At 54.2% G+C, this 18907-nt stretch carries 22 protein-coding genes; 13 read left to right on the forward strand and 9 right to left on the reverse strand.

The features are described 5' to 3' along the window. Positions 1–33: 33 nt before the first annotated feature. The 5 genes from fliP to csrA all read right to left on the reverse strand — a co-directional run bounded on the left by fliP (position 34) and on the right by csrA (position 2673). Entirely contained in the window at positions 34–858 is an 825-nt protein-coding gene (gene fliP / locus IT893_RS03910) for a flagellar type III secretion system pore protein FliP (protein ID WP_197146881.1), read from the reverse strand. Continuing rightward, complete coding sequence (locus IT893_RS03915) at positions 855–1241, reverse strand: flagellar biosynthetic protein FliO (RefSeq protein ID WP_197146882.1); 387 nt, start codon at positions 1239–1241, stop codon at positions 855–857. The genes fliP and IT893_RS03915 overlap by 4 nt, the downstream gene beginning before the upstream one ends. Before the next feature lie 184 nt (positions 1242–1425). Next, a complete protein-coding gene (locus tag IT893_RS03920; RefSeq protein WP_008890385.1) occupies positions 1426–1761 on the reverse strand; it encodes a flagellar protein FliT in 336 nt (111 codons plus the stop codon). After that, positions 1758–2174, reverse strand: a complete 417-nt coding sequence (locus IT893_RS03925; protein WP_197146883.1) for an EscU/YscU/HrcU family type III secretion system export apparatus switch protein — start codon at positions 2172–2174, stop codon at positions 1758–1760. Before IT893_RS03925 ends, IT893_RS03920 begins: the two co-directional genes overlap by 4 nt. A gap of 232 nt (positions 2175–2406) precedes the next feature. Continuing rightward, positions 2407–2673 (reverse strand): carbon storage regulator CsrA, encoded by a 267-nt coding sequence (csrA, locus tag IT893_RS03930; RefSeq protein WP_197146884.1) that lies wholly within the window; start codon positions 2671–2673, stop codon positions 2407–2409. A gap of 159 nt (positions 2674–2832) precedes the next feature. Here csrA and IT893_RS03935 point away from each other — a divergent pair, with 159 nt between their 5' ends. From IT893_RS03935 to IT893_RS03970, 8 genes are all read left to right on the forward strand, one after another. Next, positions 2833–3360, forward strand: a complete 528-nt coding sequence (locus tag IT893_RS03935; protein WP_232308331.1) for a flagellar basal body protein — start codon at positions 2833–2835, stop codon at positions 3358–3360. Between the two features lie 23 nt (positions 3361–3383). Continuing rightward, complete coding sequence (flgC, locus tag IT893_RS03940; RefSeq protein ID WP_063087529.1) at positions 3384–3791, forward strand: flagellar basal body rod protein FlgC; 408 nt, start codon at positions 3384–3386, stop codon at positions 3789–3791. A 45-nt stretch (positions 3792–3836) separates the two neighbouring features. Next, the gene (fliE, locus tag IT893_RS03945; protein ID WP_008890380.1) at positions 3837–4163 is read left to right on the forward strand and encodes a flagellar hook-basal body complex protein FliE; all 327 of its coding nucleotides are present in this window, start codon (positions 3837–3839) and stop codon (positions 4161–4163) included. Positions 4164–4348: 185 nt separating this feature from the next. Then, positions 4349–4618: a flagellar biosynthesis protein FliQ gene (gene fliQ, locus IT893_RS03950; RefSeq protein WP_063087530.1), complete on the forward strand. Its 270-nt coding sequence runs from the start codon at positions 4349–4351 to the stop codon at positions 4616–4618. 27 nt (positions 4619–4645) lie between these two features. Further along, positions 4646–5434 (forward strand): flagellar biosynthetic protein FliR, encoded by a 789-nt coding sequence (gene fliR / locus IT893_RS03955; RefSeq protein WP_252724072.1) that lies wholly within the window; start codon positions 4646–4648, stop codon positions 5432–5434. 50 nt (positions 5435–5484) lie between these two features. Further along, complete coding sequence (flhB, locus tag IT893_RS03960) at positions 5485–6555, forward strand: flagellar biosynthesis protein FlhB (RefSeq protein ID WP_063087532.1); 1071 nt, start codon at positions 5485–5487, stop codon at positions 6553–6555. 229 nt (positions 6556–6784) lie between these two features. Next, on the forward strand, positions 6785–9409 hold the full coding sequence (locus IT893_RS03965; protein ID WP_197146885.1) for a PAS domain-containing sensor histidine kinase: 2625 nt from the start codon (positions 6785–6787) through the stop codon (positions 9407–9409). Positions 9410–9426: 17 nt separating this feature from the next. Beyond that, positions 9427–10344, forward strand: coding sequence for a hypothetical protein (locus tag IT893_RS03970; protein WP_197146886.1), 918 nt, complete (start codon positions 9427–9429; stop codon positions 10342–10344). 38 nt (positions 10345–10382) lie between these two features. Here IT893_RS03970 and IT893_RS03975 read toward each other — a convergent pair whose 3' ends face one another. Together IT893_RS03975 and IT893_RS03980 are read right to left on the reverse strand one after the other, a co-directional pair. Further along, positions 10383–11420: a sodium:calcium antiporter gene (locus tag IT893_RS03975; RefSeq protein WP_197146887.1), complete on the reverse strand. Its 1038-nt coding sequence runs from the start codon at positions 11418–11420 to the stop codon at positions 10383–10385. An 85-nt stretch (positions 11421–11505) separates the two neighbouring features. Beyond that, positions 11506–12405 (reverse strand): DMT family transporter, encoded by a 900-nt coding sequence (locus IT893_RS03980; RefSeq protein ID WP_197146888.1) that lies wholly within the window; start codon positions 12403–12405, stop codon positions 11506–11508. A gap of 526 nt (positions 12406–12931) precedes the next feature. Between IT893_RS03980 and IT893_RS03985 the strand changes: the two genes are divergently transcribed. From IT893_RS03985 to IT893_RS04005, 5 genes are all read left to right on the forward strand, one after another. Continuing rightward, positions 12932–13525 (forward strand): hypothetical protein, encoded by a 594-nt coding sequence (locus IT893_RS03985; protein ID WP_197146889.1) that lies wholly within the window; start codon positions 12932–12934, stop codon positions 13523–13525. 167 nt (positions 13526–13692) lie between these two features. Then, complete coding sequence (locus tag IT893_RS03990) at positions 13693–14412, forward strand: hypothetical protein (protein ID WP_197146890.1); 720 nt, start codon at positions 13693–13695, stop codon at positions 14410–14412. 225 nt (positions 14413–14637) lie between these two features. Continuing rightward, positions 14638–15357: an ABC transporter substrate-binding protein gene (locus tag IT893_RS03995; protein ID WP_197146891.1), complete on the forward strand. Its 720-nt coding sequence runs from the start codon at positions 14638–14640 to the stop codon at positions 15355–15357. Between the two features lie 326 nt (positions 15358–15683). Beyond that, positions 15684–16409 carry an ABC transporter substrate-binding protein gene (locus IT893_RS04000; protein WP_197146892.1) on the forward strand — a complete coding sequence of 242 codons (726 nt, stop codon included), beginning with the start codon at positions 15684–15686 and terminating at the stop codon, positions 16407–16409. 201 nt (positions 16410–16610) lie between these two features. Beyond that, complete coding sequence (locus IT893_RS04005) at positions 16611–17510, forward strand: DMT family transporter (RefSeq protein ID WP_197146893.1); 900 nt, start codon at positions 16611–16613, stop codon at positions 17508–17510. On the opposite strand, the gene IT893_RS04010 is transcribed toward IT893_RS04005, so the two are convergent. Then, positions 17511–18065 carry a hypothetical protein gene (locus tag IT893_RS04010; protein WP_197146894.1) on the reverse strand — a complete coding sequence of 185 codons (555 nt, stop codon included), beginning with the start codon at positions 18063–18065 and terminating at the stop codon, positions 17511–17513. Continuing rightward, positions 18062–18850 (reverse strand): DUF4198 domain-containing protein, encoded by a 789-nt coding sequence (locus IT893_RS04015; RefSeq protein WP_197146895.1) that lies wholly within the window; start codon positions 18848–18850, stop codon positions 18062–18064. Before IT893_RS04015 ends, IT893_RS04010 begins: the two co-directional genes overlap by 4 nt. Positions 18851–18907: the final 57 nt, after the last annotated feature.

Raw genomic sequence — 18907 nt, forward strand, 5'->3', positions numbered from 1 at the left:
TTGTCTGGGATGCAACGTTTTTGGCCCGTCGGCCTATCCGCCGAAACTCTCGACCAGTGATCCGGCAATCAGATACCAGCCATCCACCATCACAAAGAAGATCAGTTTGAACGGCAGGGAAATGATGACCGGCGGCAGCATCATCATCCCCATCGACATCAGGATACTGGCGACAACCATGTCGATGATCAAAAACGGAATAAACAGCAAGAAGCCGATCTCAAACGCACGGCGCAATTCACTGATCATGAAGGCCGGGATCAGCGAGCGCAGCGGGATGTCATCAGGGGATGTGATTTCCTCGATCCCGGCCAGATTAACGAACAGCTGAAGATCACGTTCGCGGACCTGGGTCATCATGAAATCATGAACCGGTTTGACGGACCGCTCGAACCCTTCGAATTCATCAATGTTGCCATTGATCATCGGCTCCAGCCCCTCGTCCCAGACGCGTTCCAAGGTCGGCATCATGATAAACAGGGTCAGGAACATGGCCAGACTGATCAGAACCTGGTTTGGCGGCGATTGCTGAATGCCAAGGGCGGTTCGAAGCAGGCTGAGAACCACGATAATACGGGTAAAGGACGTCACCATCATCAGGATGGCCGGCGCAATGGACAGAACCGTGATCAGGCCGATCAACTGGATCAGACGTCCCGATGATGTCACCCCGGGGCCATCGCCAAGATCAAAGTTGAATGATTGCGCGTGAACGGTGTCACCGCCTGCCATGATGGCGATCAGCGGGATCAGCGACCAGATTGCGCAAAGCGTTAACCAGCGTGGCGCGCGCCAACCAGTTTTGGCCGGTTTCACATCCTGGGTGCGTGCCGATGGTGATGGGGTGTCACGGTTCATGCAGGCGCATTCCTGTCAGTCTGATCGGTGTCTTTTGGGCTGTCGGCCGTGATCGTGCTATCTGAAGATGCGGGGATTTCATCGGCAAGGCTCTGATTGCCAAGGATTTCGCTGAATTGTGTGCCGATATTACGTTCGATCACAGTGTCGCCATTCGGGCCGAGCATGACAAGATGTTCAGTGTCATCACGTTTGAGCAGAACCAGACGGCGTTTGGTATCGACCGGGACGACTTCAACAACGGACAGGCGTCTTTTCACACCACGGCGGTTGATGTTGCGCGCACCGGGTACAAACCGTCGTGCCAGAAGGGCAAACACGCCAATAATCCCCAGCACAAAAAGCAGGGCGGCCACAAACCGGAAATAGGCGCTTAGTTCCATCAGGCAGTTTTCCCCGTCGACAACCTGTGACGCTCAGTTGGCAGGTTGATCTTGAAACGATCACCTGTCTTCGTGTTTCTGTTTACCGTGCCGTGCAAGGTCAGGCAAGGCAGCATCCACATGGGCTGCCCCCAAAGGTCTGTTTCAAGGGCCGGTTTTAAATCAGCACCTTAGTGGCCAGGACCTATTTCGTGCGGGCGGCCTGCGCATAGGCATTGGTTGCCTGTGCGGTGTTGCTGATGCCGCGCAGCTGGCGCTGGATGTCGCTATATTCCTGCTGCATGCGGGTTTCGAACTCTGCCAGTTCCTCGCTCAATGCGGCAAGCAAAGGGGCAACATCCTGGCGCTGGTCCGGGGCCATTGTTCGGGCTTTCTCGCACAGATCGGCAATGCGGCTTTCAAGCGCAGCCAGTTCAACCACCTTGCCGTCTTCAAGGTATCGCTGTCCAGTGCGGATCAATGACAGGACGCGCTTCAGGTCGTTCTTGAACTGATCGGGCTTGTACTGTTCTGGGCTCATGATGGGCCTTCCCCGTTTACGTCATTATTTGGTGTGGCCATGATCTGATCTTCGGGATCGGACTGGCTGCGCGACGAACCGCCATAGATGCGATTTATCCGGTATATATAGTTCAAAATCTCGGCGACGGCTGCAAAGGCTTCAAGCGGGATTTCGCTTTCAACATCCACAGCCATCAGAATTTCGGTCAGGTCACTGTCTTTGCGGACCTTGATGCCGTTGGCAAAGGCGACTTGCAATATCTGTTCCGCAACGCTGCCTTCGCCCTTGGCACTTAATGTCGGGGCATTATCCTTCCCATGCCGATACCGTAGCGCGACCGCCTTTTGGTCATGCGCACCCGGTGCGGCAAGATTTTCCGTCCTGCTTGCCGGGGTGTCGGTAATGTCATAGGTGGGCTTTTTCCCGCTCATTCGGTTCTTCAACTCAGGACGGTTTGCCTTGCCAGTCTGCGGCGATCAACCTCAATAGCGTCGACCATAGACCCAAGATGGTCAACAAATCGTTGTCGCCGACAACTGCGATGAGTAGCCGCGCAAACGACCGTCAGATGACACAGTCGATAATCATCGGGCTGAGATGTTCTGGATGCGGGATGTCAGTGGGGTGGGGATTTAAGCGATAAGCGGGGCGGAGGCATAGTGCCTAATCGTCGCTGGAATCGCTCTTTTTCTCGGACACGGTCTTGTCGGATGATCCAACGGTGCCGAGATGGCGAATAAGATCTTCGCTGACCGCTGCGGAACGGTTTTCTTCCTGAATGCGATCATAAAGTTCGCGACGCAGAACCTGCACATCTTCGGGGAAGGTGAAGCCGAGCTTTACGGTCTTGCCGCGCACCTCAACGACAGTGACTTCAATATTGTCATCAATGACAACGGAGTCGCCAACTTTTCGTGTGAGATAGAGCATGCAATGTCCCGGTTTCGATAGATAGATGACAAATATAATTCGTCAGATGAGCTCAATATGCCCGGTTTCATACTCGGGGTCTAGTACCCGCATCGATTAGAACGAAATGCGGGCAAATTCAACGCTGTTTTTATGTTTGGCACGCTACGTGCATTTGTATTGGCAGGATTTATCGGGGCGGCAAAAACGGCCCTTCGAACGATCCGGGTCCGATCAGGGCGTGATGTTAACTTCGGCTTTACCCGCGCACTCAATACTGCAAGACGCGCAGACAAGGAGCAGGAAATGGATATCGGCAAACTTGGCATGTTCGCCAACCTCAAAGAGAAGATGGACTGGCTGACACAGCGTCAGGAAGTCATCGCGCAGAATATTGCCAACTCCGATACGCCGAACTACCGCGCCAACGATCTTAAGGAATTCGACCCGAAGAATATTGGCCGCGACCGTCAGTTCATCCTTGCGATGCAGGCGACCACGCCGGGCCATAGTCAGGGTCTTAACAAACCGCAGAACTTCAAGGACGAGGAAGTGCGCAAGAACTATGAAGTCGCACCGGGCAAAAACGCCGTCATCCTTGAAGAACAGATGGTCAAGATGAACGAAAACCAGGTCGATTATCAGACCATGACCCGTCTGTATGCCAAACAGAAATCAATGTTCATTTCGGCCCTTGGCCGCATTTAACCTGTCGTTAGAGAGTAAGAACCATGGAACTTTACAAGGCTTTTAAAATCTCGGCTGCCGGTATGCGCGCACAGGGTACCCGTCTTCGTGTTGCGGCTGAAAACGTTGCCAACGCAGACAGCCTTGCAACGGCACCGGGGCAGGAGCCCTATCGCCGCAAGCTTCTGACGTTCAAAAACGTCATGGACCGCGAAGTCGGCGTCGAGATGGTCAAGGTTAATAAGGTGATGCCGGATCGCTCTGATTTTGGTATGAGATATGAACCAAGCCATCCGGCAGCAAACGATCAGGGCTATGTTCAGACCCCGAACGTTGAAACGCTGGTCGAAATGATGGATATGCGCGAAGCACAGCGTTCATACGAGGCCAACCTCAATGTGATCCAGTCATCGCGCAGTATGTTGCTCAAGACCCTTGATATCCTGCAATAGGCAGTCGATATAATGGGACAAGAACAAGCTTAAGGATTGATACCCATGGTCGCAAGCTTCAACGATGCTATTTCTGCCTACCGTAATGCGGCCGCTGGCAAGACCAACACCGTTACGGAAACCGTAACCGGTTCGGGCCAGTCCGTGAATCCGGGGGAAAGTTTTGCCGACATGGTCAAGGGGGCGGCATATGATGCCCGCGATACCATGAAAGTCAGCGAACAGATGACCCAAAAGGCCATTACCGGTGATGCCGAACTGCACGAAGTGGTGACTGCGGTATCCGCCGCCGAAGTTACCCTGCGTACCGTTGTCTCGGTTCGTGACAAGGCCGTTGAAGCCTATCAGAGCATTCTCAACATGCCGGTTTGATCGGCATTTTCAGACGCCCTTGATAAAACCGCGCGATCATTCGTGCGGTTTTTGTGTTTTTGGGGAAATCCGCAAGGAAGCGTTTGATAAGTCAGGAAATCATGGCAAAACCCGTGATAAATCCTGTATGAAGGATAAAGGCCCGAAGCGGCCCGCATGACAAGACGGCGAAACAGGAAGACCCGATGGATCAAGCTGAAATCATGGACGTGGCCTATGACGCGGTGTGGACACTGCTGAAAGTCACCACGCCGTTGATGCTTATTGCGCTTGGGGTTGGCCTGATCATCGCCCTGTTTCAGGCCCTGACACAGATTCAGGAAATGACACTGACCTTCGTGCCCAAAATTCTGGTGATCTTCATCGCGCTTCTGGTTTTGCTGCCATGGATGATGACCGAGATGGTTGAATTTATGGGCCGAATGGTTGACCACTTTATCGGGCTACCGAATTAGCGTTAAACCCGCCGCCCGCCAGCGTGAATGAGTAAGGCAGTCGAAGACGACATGGATCTTCAAGAACTTCTTACGCTGAATGTTTACGTCGTCCTGATGACTTTCGCCAGGGTGGGGGCGGCCTTTGCCTTTATGCCGGGTATCGGGGCGCGTTCAGTTCCGGCACGCGCGCGCCTGTTGTTTGCCTTTTGGGTGGCGGTTGTCATTTCGCCGTTGGCCGGGCCGCTTTTCCCGCCACAGCCCGCTGATGCGCCGTCTCTTCTGGTGGGTATCGGATATGAAGTCACGGTGGGATTGTTCTTTGCCCTGTTCGCCCAGGTGATGATGGCCGGAATCCAGACTGCCGGGTCGATTATTGCCTATCTGTCATCGATGGCGAACGCCTTCACCGCCGATCCGTTGTCCGGGGCGCAAAGTGCTGTGACCGGTAATTTCCTGATGCAGGTCGGGTTGGTGTTGCTGTTTGCCACCGGGATGGATCACCTGATGATCCAGGCGGTGTTTGAAAGCTATACCCTGTTTCCGCCGGGCGGTGTTTTGCCGGTTGGTGATATGAGCGAGTTTTTTGCAAGGGCGCTGAATGACAGCTTCGCGATTGCAATGCAGATGTCGGCACCGTTTCTGGTGGTCGCGATCTGTTTGCAGATTGCGTTGGGTCTGCTTAACAAGCTGATGCCGCAATTGCCGGTGTTCTTTGTCGCGATGCCGGTCCAGATCGCGATCGCACTGCTTTTGTTGACCTTGGCCCTGCCATCCATGATGATGGTTTATCTTGCATATTTCGAGAACGGGCTTGAGGCGTTTCTTAGTCCGTAAGGCAATGACGGGCAGCATTTTCCCCCGCATTGCCAAGCATGGGTTTGCCAATGGCAGAAGAAGACGACAGCCAAAAGACAGAAGACCCCACAAGTAAAAAGCTTGAGGACGCGCGAAAGAAAGGTCAGGTGCCGGTTTCCAAGGAAGTCGGCAACTTCATGATCCTGTTCGGCGGTGGTCTTGTCATGACCATGCTCGGGCCGAGCATGGCCGCAAGCGTTCGTGATCTTGCTGTCGGTTTCCTTGAGCATCCGCACCGATTTGACGTCACCCAGGCGGGCATTCCCGGTCTGTTTGAAGACGTGATTTTGGGCATGCTTTGGGTTCTGGGCATTCCGTTTGTGCTGTTGATGTTTTTTGCCGCAGCCGGGCATATTGTCCAGAACGGTATCGTTGTTGCGATGGAACGGATCGAACCCAAGCCCGATAAACTGAACCCGCTGACCGGGCTCAAGAACCTGTTTTCGATGAAAAGCATGGTCGAGTTTGTCAAAAACGTCAGCAAGATCATCCTTGTTGGCGTTGTGCTGGGCCTCGTGATCGTGCCTGAACTGATGGACGTTGAACTGTATCCCCAGCTGTCGCTCGGCCTGACGCTGGAACGCCTTTACGACATGATTGTGATCCTGCTGATTGCGACGATCTCGCTCACTGCGGTGATTGCCGGGCTCGACTTTGCCTATCAGAAGTACGAGTTCAATCAGAAAATGAAAATGTCCAAGCAGGAGATCAAGGACGAATACAAACAGACCGAGGGTAGTCCCGAGATCAAGGCAAAGGTCCGCCAGATCAGGATGGAACGCGCCCAGCAGCGTATGATGTCAAACGTGCCCAAGGCCGACGTGGTGATCACCAACCCGACGCACTTTGCCGTCGCCCTGCAATATGACATCGATACCATGGGGGCCCCGGTATGTATCGCCAAGGGCCAGGACAATGTCGCGCTTAAAATTCGTGAAGTTGCCGAGGAACACAACATCACGATCATGGAAAACCCGCCGGTTGCGCGCGCCCTGTTTGCCACCGTTGAAATCGATCAGGAAATTCCGCCAGAACACTACAAGGCCGTTGCCGAGATCATCTCGTTCGTGTTCCGTCAGCGCGGCAAGAAACTCGGATAATTATTGCGTGTCATGCGATCACAACAATGACGCGTTCAGAGGACAACATTGTTTGAAAGGCAGGGCCGGATTTGGTTCCTGCCTTTGGCATATCTTGCGGGAACTGCGTTCTATTTGTCGTGATTGCCGGGCAGTCTTATCGACGATAAACTTGCCGGTAGCCAGTCGGGCGATAAGCAGCTAAAAGTATAGACTATTTTGTTAAGTTATTGTCGTTAAAGGCGGTCGCGTGCTGTTTCGGGGGCTTATCCTTGCTGTAAGTGTCGCATTCGTTGCGTTTGTCTTCGTCCTGATGGACGTCTTGGCAAAGGCGGGGCTTGACGCGCGTCTGATGTGGATCATCGGTGCGATGGTCACCGGTGTTGCGGTGGTCGCCGTTGCGTCATTGTCGCTGTCTGCAAAGCTTCGCAATGGCGGGCATGATGGGCTTGGTCCGCTGATTTCGGGCTTTGCCAAATCCGATATCGGGGTTGCGCTGATTGATGCCTATGGCCGCACGCTTTACGCCAACCCGGCCTTTTCATCCAAACTCGGCATTGAAGCCGGATCGGACATGCTCTCAGCGCTTGAGGCGCGCCTGTCCTTCCTTGGGATTGGCAGTGACGAACTGGCCGAATTGCGCACCCGTGCGATGCGCGGTGAGGGCGGGCAGATGTTTGTCGATCTGTCGCGTTCTGAAAAGTATCAGGCCGATCTCGCCCCCTCGGGTGCGGATGACGAAGCCCCCGAAGAAGCCAAAGACGGCGAAGAGGCTGACAAAGAAGCCGATGGCACGCCTGATACGAACAACGCCGCCAATGGTGCCTGTCTTCGCATTTCTGTCACCGCGGCCGATGCGCGTGCGGGCAAGATGCTCTGGACTGTTGACGGTGTCGACAGCGCTGTGATGGCCGATGGCGGATCTTCGTTGCTGTTGCCAGCCGAAGAGACCGAGAAACGATTTGCCCTGTCGGGGCCGCAGGCCAGTGAAATGGTTGCTAACCTTCCGGTTGCCGAGGCACAGGGTGGGTTTGAGCACGCCGATCAGATGATCGAACGCCTGCCGGTCGGGGTATGTGGGCTGGATGAAGAAGGCCGCATTCTATACCTCAACCGCCGTCTGGCGAGCTGGTTGGGCGGGGAGCCCGAAGACTTCAACAACGGGTCGGTCGAACTTGCCGATCTGATCGTTGGTGACGGTGTTAATGGCGAGGTCAAATTCAAGGTCGCCGGTGGTGAACCCATCCGCTGCTTTGTCACCCATTCGATCAATGCGCCAGGCACCGGGCCTGTGCGCAGTCAGGCCGTGATCTTCCCCGATCCGATGCCGGCCCACGAATGGGAACATGCACTGGCCGAAACCGAACGTCGGGTGCGCTGGTTCTTTGATGAAAGCCCGCTTTCGATCGTTCTGGCCGATATGTCTGGCACAGTAACGGATGCCAACCGCGCCTTTATCGATACGGCCGGTCAGATGCATCATAAGGTTGTTGGTCGTTCGATCCTGGAACTGATCGTGCCCGAAGACCGTGACGAAGTGGCGCGTTACCTGTCCAAGGCCGTTATGGGCATGGGCAAAGGGGGGCAGATTGAAGCCCGCCTCGCCGGATCACGCGGGGTTGCCGCCCAGATATATCTGCAACGTGTGGCGGGCCGTTCGGGCGAAGCCGGTGCGTTGCTGTTGAACTTCCTTGATACGACCGAACAGAAGAACCTTGAGGAACAATTTGCCCAGTCCCAGAAAATGCAGGCTGTTGGTCAGCTTGCCGGCGGGGTGGCGCATGACTTCAATAACCTTCTGACCGCGATGATCGGCTTCTGTGATCTGTTGCTGTCGCGTCACGGGCCGGGTGATCCCAGCTTTGCCGACATCATGCAGATCAAACAGAATGCCAACCGTGCGGCCAATCTTGTCCGGCAGCTGTTGGCGTTCTCGCGTCGTCAGACGTTGCAGCCGAAAATCATCAACATCACCGATGCGCTGGCGGAAATGTCCAACCTTCTGCGTCGCCTGATCGGCGAGAAGATCGATCTTAAGGTCAGCCACGGTCGCGACATCGGGTTGGTCAAGGTCGACCCGGGGCAGCTTGATCAGGTGATTATCAATCTTGTCGTCAATGCGCGTGATGCCATGGCGGGCGAGGGCGGGACGCTTACGGTTCAGACCAGCACCGAAATTATCGACGAGCCGACCGCAACCGGCACCGAGGTCATCCCGCCGGGCGATTATATCGGCATCAAGGTGACCGATACCGGCATCGGCATTCCCAAGGATAACCTGACCCGCATTTTCGAGCCCTTCTTCTCGACCAAGCAACGCGGCGAGGGGACGGGTCTTGGTCTTTCGACCGTCTATGGCATCGTCAAACAGACCGGCGGCTTTATCGCGGTCAATAGCGAAGAGGGCAAAGGCACGACCTTTACCATCTATCTGCCGCGCTATGAGGCATCCGAGGCCGAACTTGCCGAAACGCAGGCCGTTGTTGAAGAAACCCCGTCACGCGATTTGACCGGCACCGGCGCAATCTTGCTGGTCGAGGATGAGGACGCGGTGCGGACCTTTGGCGCGCGCGCCCTTCGCAGCAAGGGCTATGACGTGCTTGAAGCCAATAACGGCGACAACGCGCTTGAGGTGCTAAACAACACCGACAAGGTCATAGATCTGGTGATTTCGGACGTTGTTATGCCCGGCATTGATGGCCCGACCCTGATCCGCATGCTGCGAGAGAAAAAGCCGGAACTGAAGGTCATCTTCATCTCTGGCTATGCCGAGGATACCTATCGCGACGAGCTTGACGAAGAAAACGGTGTGCACTTCCTGCCCAAGCCGTTTTCGCTCAAAGACCTTGCGACCAAGGTCAAGGAAGTGCTCTAGCTATCAAGTGGGCGTGTATGATGAAAGTGTCTGATGAATCCGTAGGATCCAAAACCGATTCAGAAAGCTTTAGCGTAAGTACCCGTGCAACCATTGTTATTATATTGGTCGCGGCGGTTGCTGTTTGTGGGTTTTGGATAGGGGCTTGGGTTGTTGGATGGTATCCGGAACTTCTTCTTGATGGGAAAACAAGTCAGCCTTTGGCTGACGCATTTGGAAGTGTTAATGCGCTTTTCGCTGGATTGGCCTTCGCTGGCGTAATTTACACAGTTTATGTTCAAATCATTGAACTAAGAGCTACAAGAATAGAACTGCAACATACTGCAACAGCAAATAGTGAGATGGCAAAATCTGCCAACGAAAATGTTGTTTTTAATATGTTTCAAACTTACTGCAGCGAGTACTTCCAGACTGTAAAAGATCACTCGATGACTGTAATGAGCGCAGGTTTAAGTAGTGCGGCTTATCACGAATATTTAGTTAGTCGTTTAGTACCAGTAAGACAGAAAAATTTTCCTCACGGATGTTGGGATGAAATTGTTGAAAACAATCCAAGGTTTGCTGATTTTCATCCAACCGAAAAGGATTTCAAAGATCACGAACGTGATAAGAGATATAAATTTGATGAATTAATTAATTTTTTTACGATGCTCTCCCGCCAAGGAAAGGCTTATGAGGTTGTTAAGTCGTGTGACTTTTCCTACTCGTGGTGGAGGGCCTACATGTGGCTAATTGCCTTTGATTATGAAGAGCGCTACCAGCAAGTGGATAATGCTAAGGACTATTTGACAAAGATAGATTTTATCGGAGTTGTTAGGGAGCTTGATAAATTCTATGGATTAAAAAGTTTTAAGAGCAAAGATGATCTGAAGAAACATCTTGGAAACGACGATGTCGTCAAAAAGTTCAACATCGCTCCTGCGCATCGCAACTGATTTTGTTTAATCGCTTTAGATAGCGAAAAGACTAGTTGCTATGCCGCCAAATAGAACGCGGATCCCCCATAAAGAGCCAGCATCGCGAAGCTTTCCCAGCCGATATTGCCAATGCCACGGCGTTCGCGGTTGAGCATGCCTAACAGCAACACGCCGCTCATCAGGATGACCAGCGCGATGGTGAAGATGTGCTGATCGGTAAAGGCGGCGTAAATCGACCCTTCGCGATAGGCAAAGTCGGATGCGGCCAAAAACAGCACATCAAAGGCATTGCCGCCGATGATGTCGCCAACTGCCAGATTGACCGCCCCCATCCGCACCGCGGCAATGGCCGAAACAAATTCCGGGAAGGATGTTGAAATCGCAGTCAGGAAGGTGCCGACGGCGGTCTCGCTGATCCCGGTAACCGCAACGATTGCAAGGCCGGCCTGCCCGATGACGTGACCGGCAATGGCGGTCAGAAGCGCGAAGGCAAGAAATTCAACCCATAGCCGAACGGAGCTTTCCGGGTGGGTGTCGGCTTCGTCATGTTTGGCGTCTTCTTCGGTCAGGTCGGTTTTCTTGGGATGCCACATCGGTTCATCGCGGATTTCCGACAAAAGGTTCAGACCAAACGCATAAATGATAAACAGCAGGATCGATGCCGGGTGAATATGAAAAATGATCCATTCCGGCCCGGCATAGGCCAGAAGCGGCACGGACAGCATGCTTAAAAGAAGGGTGGTTTGCGCAAGGCCGGTAGCACTTGCGGCGGCATGTTCGAGATTGCCCTTGCGATAAACCAGATCGGCAATTGCCAGAAAGGTTGTCTGGGCGGCGATCCCGCCAAGGGCGTTGCCAATCGCAAGGTCGGTATGGCCCTGCCATGCGGTCGTCACCGACAGGACACTGCCCGGCAGGCTGGTCGACATGCCGACAAACAGTGCGCCTGCAATGATTTGCCCCATGCCGGTGCGCTCGGCCAGTTTGATGGCAATCCCTGCAAGTCGGGTCCCGGCAAAACCGATAATCAGTGTGCAGACCGCAAAGGTCATCACAATTATGCCGAGCGACTGCTGGCCAAGGTCAAAGGGCATGCGCTGCTTTCCGTGATCAGAGAGGACTATCTAGTCTAACTTCTCACAGGCCAGCTTGTTCCTTGGCGGATGTGGTGCGCGTGGCTTACGGAATTTCAGGGACGCTCGGACGCGGACGCATCCACGCAGGCACAAGGTTTAACACCAACGCGCAGCCCACCATGATTGTGACCCCGCCAATGAACTGCATGGCGGAAAGTTTTTCACCCAAAACTGTCGCTCCGATAAAGACGGCAATCACGGTGACCAGAAACTCAACACTGATCGCGCGGGTCGGCCCAATGGAGGCGACCAGTCGGAAATAGGCGATATAGGTGCACACACTCATCAAAACTGCGGCAATGACCAGATACAGGTAATCCATGGCAACCGGTGTGCGTTCCAATGGCACGGCAAAGATCAGCGGAAAGGTCATCAATCCGCCAAACAGAAACGCGCCGATGGTGGTTTCCCAGTTGCCACTGTTGCGCAGATGACGGCTGGCATAATTGCTGCCAAAGGCCGCACACAGGGCGGCAAGGATTGATGCCACACAGCCAAGAGCAAATTCGAACGTGACCGGGACGGCGGGGAACCCGACCAGCAACACAATGCCACTGATGCCAAGCACCAAGCCGGCAAAGCCCTGTCTCGTCGTGCGTTCAAGGCCCCAGAGTTGGCTGATGATCATGGAAAACAATGGAATGGCTGCGACAAAAATGGCGGCCATCGCAGTCCCGATCCGCGGTGCAGCATAGGAAAGGCCGATCAGTTGCACGGCAACCGTGGTGGCACCGACAATGGCAAAGGGGCGCCAACCAGCAGAAAAATCAAGTTTGCGGCGAAACAGTCGGGCAAGAAAGTAAAGCGATCCGGCGGCAATCAGGGCGCGGAAGGTGACGGCACCGACCCAGCCAAAAGCCTCGACAATTTTAACAACAACGAGGAATGACAGTCCCCACACGATGGCAAGGAACAGGTAGCGGGCGATATCCCCTGGTTTCATAGAGGGTGTCCGGAATATGGGGCGTCGTGCATCCAAGGGGGATGCAGGGCGGCACGGTTAAAAACTTTGGTGGCTTGGTGGCGCTGCTTTCCCGATTTTCGGGCCAGCCGCGCGCAGATGGTGCGCGCCATTTTTTCATCGGTCAAGCGCGGAATGCTTGTAATTCCAAAACATCGGGGGGTGCAGCATGTCGCACTCGGGACAAGATGTATCGATGCTATGAAGGATATGCGCATTCGGCGCTGGTCACATCATACAATAAGACGTATCGTTTGGTCTGTTGCGGTGCAAACGCCAGAACAAACAAGTTCCAGAGCATTCCAAAATTGCGGAACCTCGGCGAACAAAAAAGAAAATAGACCAAAGCCTCTTGGGAGTATGTATGGCCCGCTATTCAAGCCACAGGTTTGCCCGAAACTGTGTTTTTGCAGTGATATGTTTCATTGCCCTATTGCTTTCTTTCCGGCTTTTGCCCGCTGCCAGTGCAGATGAGAAATGTATTCGTATTGCAATGCCGGAAATCTACGTGGATCAGCAAAAAATCGAGCTCTATCGCAAGGCGATGGCAGACGTTGGCCTGTGCGTTCATCCCGAAGCCATGCCGCAAACACGTGCGGTGGCAGCACTGAATTCCGGGCAACTTGAAGGGGTTTTTGCATCGCGTGAAGATCTGCCGGAACTTGTTAGTGTGCCATTGATTTCCGGTGATGTGCTGCTTGGTCGATTGGCTGGATATCTTGTTGTGCGCGACGGTCCCGTCAATGGTATTTCAGATCTCACCACAGAGGTCCTTGGCGTACCGCTTGGCGCGACCTGGTGCACCAAGCTTGTTGAGCAATACGCCAACGTGATCAGGGTACCGCGCGGTACGGCGATGTTAAAGGAAATGCTGGCCGAAGGGCGCATTGATGCCATGCTGGCGGATGCTTATTCGCTTGGTCTTGCGGGCGGTGTGCCCGAAGGATACAAGGCGATTGAGGTTGATCATTTTGATGTGCATAGCTGGCTGAAAGCCGAGTTTGCCGATATCAAACCGCAATTTGACCGCGCCACGCGCGCCTTTCTGGCAAAACTTGGTATTACGATATCATGTTGCGATAAGGCGGCGCCTCCGAATTGAAACTACAGAAAACAAATAACTTGTCCTAGCCAATTGGCAGGTTTGAAGATATCGTCTGCAGCAGTGGGCCATAACGCTCCGAAAAAATTACACTTGTAGGCCAACTGCAAGGAGAATTTCCCGGGATACGGTCACTCAACAACCGTTCGGTGCCGTGGGAGTCTGAAATGGTGCGTTTTCAATTTCACAGGTACGTCAGGTCCTGTGTGCTTGCAACGATTTGTATTGCAGCTCTTTTCCTTTCCTTTACCCTGTTTCCAAGCGCGAAGGCACAGCAGCCATGCCTTCGTATTGCACTGCCCGAAACGGCCATTGGCCCGGTCGGGCCGGACGTTTATCGCGCGGTTATGGACGATGTCGGCCTGTGTGTTGATCCAGTACGAATGCCGAACGCGCGCGCATTCATGGCCTTACGCTACAATCAGGTCGACGGCGTATTTGCGATGCTTGAAGAATTCGAACAAAGCGTCGGTACACCGGTTGTGCGTGGCAACGTCCTTGTCGGCAACCCCGATGGTGTATTGGTTGTCAAACGCGACGGACCCAAAGCAGTGTCCGAACTGACCATCGAAGAGATCGGTGTTTGGCTCGGGGCGTCATGGTCGGAAAAACTTCTTGAACGCTATGACCACGTTGTTCGCGTGCCGGGGGGGCCTGAAATGATGAAAAAGATGCTTGTTACAGGGCGTCTTGATGGCATGCTAGTGAATGCTTTTTCTCTTGATCTCCGGGGTGGTGTGCCAAACGGTTTCGTGTCTATTCCCGTGAAAAAGCTTGCGGTTTACAGTTGGCTTCGCGCAGAGCATGCTGAGCTTATCACTATGTTTGACTCAGGCACGGCCAAATATCAGGAAAGAATAGTTGCCTGGGCCAAAAAACCTTCCTGACCGCCATTTGTTGCTGCACTGCGACTTATACGTTTGCCTTGGACGATTGGCAAACAGGCGCTTGCGCTTGATTTTGGATTGCACTTATAGTTTTCCCTAACGGCAAAAGCCGAAACCAAAGAGCAATGAAAATGACCCGACCGCGAACAATGACGGCGGGCAGATCAGGTAGGCTTTCAACATGTCCCGCTATCACTGGGAAGATGTTGCTTTGGGGGTGATATTATGGCGCTTCGCAAGCCCAATGCGATCGTTCGGTCGTGCATGTTTGCTATCATTTTTCTGGCAGTACTTTTCCTGTCATTTGAATTGTTGCCCGGTGCAAAGGCAAAGCAACCATGCCTGCGCATTGCCATCCCCGAAGCCACAATTGGCGATACCGGACACGATATTTATCAGGCGGCAATGAATGATGCCGGTCTTTGTGTCGAACCTGTTTTGATGCCCCATGCGCGAACGTTCATGGCAATGCGCCATGAACAGATTGATGGCGTCTTTGCCATGCTTGAAACATACGGGAAGACGACCGAAACGCCTGTGATCCGCGGCAGTGTCATTTTGGGGAAACCCGATGGTATGTTTGTCGTTAAAAAGGATGGGCCCAAAACCCTGTCAGAGCTTACGTCCGAGCAGATCGGTGTCTGGTTGGGAACAGGCTGGTCAGAAAAGCTTCTTGAACATTATGAACATGTTGTGCCCGTCGCCGGTGGACCGGAGTTGATGATGGAGATGCTTGTGAAAGGGCGTCTGGATGGCATTTTGCTCAATGACTATTCATTGCGCAGCCAGGGTGGTGCGCCGGAAGGGTTCGTTGCGATCCCTGTTGCCAATCTCGCCGTCTATAGCTTCCTTCGGGCCGAACATGCCGAACAGATGGCGAAATTTGATAATGGCACCGTCCGCTTCCGGGAAAAGATAGCGGCCTTGCGCAAGGACCCCTCCTGAGCCGCATCACATGTGGGCCAAAGGCGCTCCCGCCTTTACAGTTGTGTGTTTGCAATGCGCGATCAAAACGGCTTTGGCGCCCCGTCAGCTTGGCTCTGATTCTGGCGCGTAATGCTGCACTGCGACCTATACGTTTGCCTTAGACGATTGGCAAACAGGTGCTTGCACGCGCTTTTGGATTGCACGTATAGTTTTCCCTAACGGCAAAAGCCGAAACCAAAGAACAATGAAAATGACCCGACCGCAATCAATGACGGCGGGCAGATCAGGTAGGCTCGCAACATGTCCCGCTATCACCGGGAAGATGTTGCCTTGGGGGTGATACTATGGCGCTTCGCAAGCCCAATGCGATCGTTCGGTCGTGTATGTTCGCTGTCATTTTTCTGGCAGCACTTTTCCTGTCATTTGAATTGCTGCCCTCGGCAAAGGCAGACGAAGAAGTCTGTCTCAAGATCGCCTTGCCGGAAATGGCCGATCATGTTCGCTCTGCCGAGCGGTACCGTGCCGCGATGGCAGAGGCCGGGTTATGTGTGCAGCCGGTCTGGTTGCCAAACAAACGCACCGCTGTCTCTCTTAAACGGGGCGAAATCGATGGTGTCTTTGCCAGCGGCGAAACCATTCGACAATCGGCTGGTGTGCCGCTTGTTTCCGGGGCGGTGGTTGTTGGACGTCCCAAAAGCCTTTTGATCACGGCTGACGACACCGTGAAATCACTCAATGATCTAAAAAACAAGGAAATCGGCGTTTGGCTGGGCGACGACCACGGCAAACAGGAACTGCTCGGTCTTGCTGATATCGTCACCGTACCCGGGGGTGCCGGGATGATGTTGCGCATGCTCAATCTTGGGAGGCTAGATGGCCTGTTGATTGACGATTTCTCGCTTAAACAGACCGAAGGCGTGCCGGAAGGCTATCGCACCATCGAACTGGAAACCCTTACGACCTATAGCTGGCTGCGCAAGGAATACGAAGCCCTGTTGCCGCAATTCAATCGCGGCACCGATATCTTCCGCGCGGCTCTTGATTTGACAGGCCCGGAAACCAAGTCCTGATCAACCGACCTCGCGAGCCCAAAATCTATCGAAGCTGTCCATCTGGCGTCGGCGCGTGAGCCGTCAAACCGTCATGCAATAAAAGCAATTGCCAACGTCCGAATATTTACGGTTTATGACAGGCAGGGTTGCCCCACTACGACCCGCCAACACAACCGGCATCACGGTTGAATAACCAAACCCTTTCGGAAACGCGCCCCCATGATTTCCCTTTTTGGCGAGGCTGCTGCCTTTACTGCTGCGCTCTGTTGGGCGAGTTCCAGCATGATCTTTTCCAATATCGGCGGGAAGGCGGGGGCGCAGACGGTTAATCGCGGGCGTCTGGCCTGTTCGATTTTTTGTCTGACCATTTTGCATTGGATCCTTCAGGGCCAGCCATGGCCGAATGCCGTGACGTGGGAACAGCTTGGCTGGTTGTCGCTTTCATCGGTTTTGGGCCTGGTGATTGGCGATGCCATGCTATTTCAGGCTTTTGTTCTGATCGGTGCGCGGCTTTCGATGTTGTTGATGTCGACCGTTCCGATCATGGGCGCGGTTCTGGCCTGGGTCCTGTTTGATGAAACGCTGCGCCCGATTGAAATCACCGGGATCGCCTGTGGGGTGGGGGGGGTGTTGATTGTCATTCTTGGCAAAAAGGGCCGCCCGATCGGGCTTGAGGGACGCAATTATGCCATTGGCATTCTGTTTGGTTTTGGCGGCGCGGTCGGTCAGGTCGCAAATCTGATCACGGCGAAATATGCCCTGATTGATGGCTATTCAGCACTTTCCGCCACCTGGATCAGAACACTGGTCGCCGTGATCGCCATGTGGGGATTGGCGATCATCCTTGGCCGGGTGCGGCGGACTGTTACGGCCTGTATCGCGCCGGATGTTGGCAAATGGCTGTTGCTGGGCGCGCTTATCGGGCCCGCAATCGGTGTGTGGCTTTCAATGCTGGCGGTTCAAAACGCCAATGTCGGGATTGCCTCAACCCTGATGGCGCTGCCGCCGGTTATTCTGATCGTTTATGAAGGCCTGATCCTGCGCAAGCCGGTTGGCATTCAGGCGGTAATCGGAACCTGCCTTGCCTTTGGCGGTGTGACCTTGCTGTTCATGCCCTGATCAGTTCGACTGTTTTCGAGCCATCTGGCGACGCTGCCAAAGCATAAGCCCGCCAAACAGGTTCGCGAGGATGCTGCAGCCAAACAGGATGCTTGCCCAAATCGGCAAATCAAACAGCGCGGGCGTGCCTTGGATGGCCGTTGTCGACGACGCAGTTGCCGTCTGGCCGCCCCCCGGTGTGACTGTGGCGTTGGCGGTGTTCGTCGGCTGATAGGCCAATTGCACAACATGCCCCATGCCATCGGCCACCTTGATGTGGAGTTCACTTGGCGCATCTGGTGCTGGTGTGCCGCCAAGCCCAAGGGAGAACTGACCGACCCGGTCCGTGCGCGCCTTTTGCCAGACCTTGCCGTCCTTGGTTGTGACAACCACCTCGGCAAAGGCCATCGGGGATCCGTCGGTATATCGAAAACCATAGGTCTTTGTATTGGCACTATCTTCGACCTGCCAACCAGCACCATGGGCATGGGCGGGGGCAGGGACGGCCAATGGCCCCGCAATCAGCAGGGCCATCAGAACCAAAAGGCGATAAAAGCCGGTCCGTGCCATCATCATTTATCTACGGCGAATGATAGCGTCGCGCGGATGTTGTGGTTGCCAACGCCTTCCTCGGCATCGGGCATATCGGCCGCGATACGCACAATCCACAAACCGGGGGCCGAAACCCGGATCTTGGCAATGCCACTGCCGGCCTCGGTGCTCAGTGTCTCTGTCGCATAGGCCCAGGAGGACGGTGTTTCGGTAAATCCGGCATAGGTTGCCAGAACCGATGTCGTCAACGGGTGACCGTTCAAAAGGATCTGGAACTCGGCATCCTCGCCGACCTTGGTGTCACGCGGATCGCTGAGCGGCACGATTTCAAGTGCATCACCAAGTGGTTTGGTAACAAAATCGGCTGAGCCTTCGACACCCACCAGAAGCTTGGCAAACTTTTCATAGCGGGTCGATGCGATGGCATCGGGATGTTCATCGGCACCGCCGGCCTGCCAGCCATCGGGGGTTTGCGACCAGACAACACCCAGACGATGGCCGGAAATCCAAGCCGCCGTATCGGGCACTTCAAACGTGCCGATCAGATTGGGCGCGGTGTCATTTTGGGAAATCGCAATGTCGTTCGTGCCATTGGCGGTGATCAGCGTGGCGCGCACATCATTTACGCCTTCTGCTTCTTCCGGAAGGCCAAACTGATGGGTCGAATCAAGGATAAGTGTCGCATTCTCGCCCGGCTTCGCCGTCTCAGGCGATTGGCTTGCGATGAATTCATGCGCGTTTGCCGACAGACCGATCAGAAGCGTTGCGGCACCAATCACCATGCTTGCTGCGAACTTTGGTTGAAACATTTGCGTTCCTTTGGGAAATTGTTTTTATGGAAGAACCATGTGCGGGTATGAACTTTT

The sequence above is a fragment of the Thalassospira sp. A40-3 genome (genome assembly GCF_015871485.1).
GTDB lineage: Bacteria > Pseudomonadota > Alphaproteobacteria > Rhodospirillales > Thalassospiraceae > Thalassospira > Thalassospira tepidiphila.

Coding starts and splice junctions, on each gene's coding strand:
- IT893_RS03925 (WP_197146883.1), bottom strand. CDS start 2,174: ATGAGCGGGAAAAAGCCCACCTATGACATTACCGACACCCCGGCAAGC.
- csrA (WP_197146884.1), bottom strand. CDS start 2,673: ATGCTCTATCTCACACGAAAAGTTGGCGACTCCGTTGTCATTGATGAC.
- IT893_RS03980 (WP_197146888.1), bottom strand. CDS start 12,405: ATGAAACCAGGGGATATCGCCCGCTACCTGTTCCTTGCCATCGTGTGG.
- flhB (WP_063087532.1), top strand. CDS start 5,485: ATGGCAGAAGAAGACGACAGCCAAAAGACAGAAGACCCCACAAGTAAA.
- fliR (WP_252724072.1), top strand. CDS start 4,646: ATGAGTAAGGCAGTCGAAGACGACATGGATCTTCAAGAACTTCTTACG.
- IT893_RS03995 (WP_197146891.1), top strand. CDS start 14,638: ATGGCGCTTCGCAAGCCCAATGCGATCGTTCGGTCGTGCATGTTTGCT.
- IT893_RS03975 (WP_197146887.1), bottom strand. CDS start 11,420: ATGCCCTTTGACCTTGGCCAGCAGTCGCTCGGCATAATTGTGATGACC.
- flgC (WP_063087529.1), top strand. CDS start 3,384: ATGGAACTTTACAAGGCTTTTAAAATCTCGGCTGCCGGTATGCGCGCA.
- fliQ (WP_063087530.1), top strand. CDS start 4,349: ATGGATCAAGCTGAAATCATGGACGTGGCCTATGACGCGGTGTGGACA.
- IT893_RS03970 (WP_197146886.1), top strand. CDS start 9,427: ATGATGAAAGTGTCTGATGAATCCGTAGGATCCAAAACCGATTCAGAA.
- IT893_RS04005 (WP_197146893.1), top strand. CDS start 16,611: ATGATTTCCCTTTTTGGCGAGGCTGCTGCCTTTACTGCTGCGCTCTGT.
- IT893_RS03920 (WP_008890385.1), bottom strand. CDS start 1,761: ATGAGCCCAGAACAGTACAAGCCCGATCAGTTCAAGAACGACCTGAAG.
- IT893_RS04000 (WP_197146892.1), top strand. CDS start 15,684: ATGGCGCTTCGCAAGCCCAATGCGATCGTTCGGTCGTGTATGTTCGCT.
- IT893_RS03990 (WP_197146890.1), top strand. CDS start 13,693: ATGGTGCGTTTTCAATTTCACAGGTACGTCAGGTCCTGTGTGCTTGCA.
- IT893_RS04010 (WP_197146894.1), bottom strand. CDS start 18,065: ATGATGATGGCACGGACCGGCTTTTATCGCCTTTTGGTTCTGATGGCC.
- fliP (WP_197146881.1), bottom strand. CDS start 858: ATGAACCGTGACACCCCATCACCATCGGCACGCACCCAGGATGTGAAA.
- fliE (WP_008890380.1), top strand. CDS start 3,837: ATGGTCGCAAGCTTCAACGATGCTATTTCTGCCTACCGTAATGCGGCC.
- IT893_RS03915 (WP_197146882.1), bottom strand. CDS start 1,241: ATGGAACTAAGCGCCTATTTCCGGTTTGTGGCCGCCCTGCTTTTTGTG.
- IT893_RS04015 (WP_197146895.1), bottom strand. CDS start 18,850: ATGTTTCAACCAAAGTTCGCAGCAAGCATGGTGATTGGTGCCGCAACG.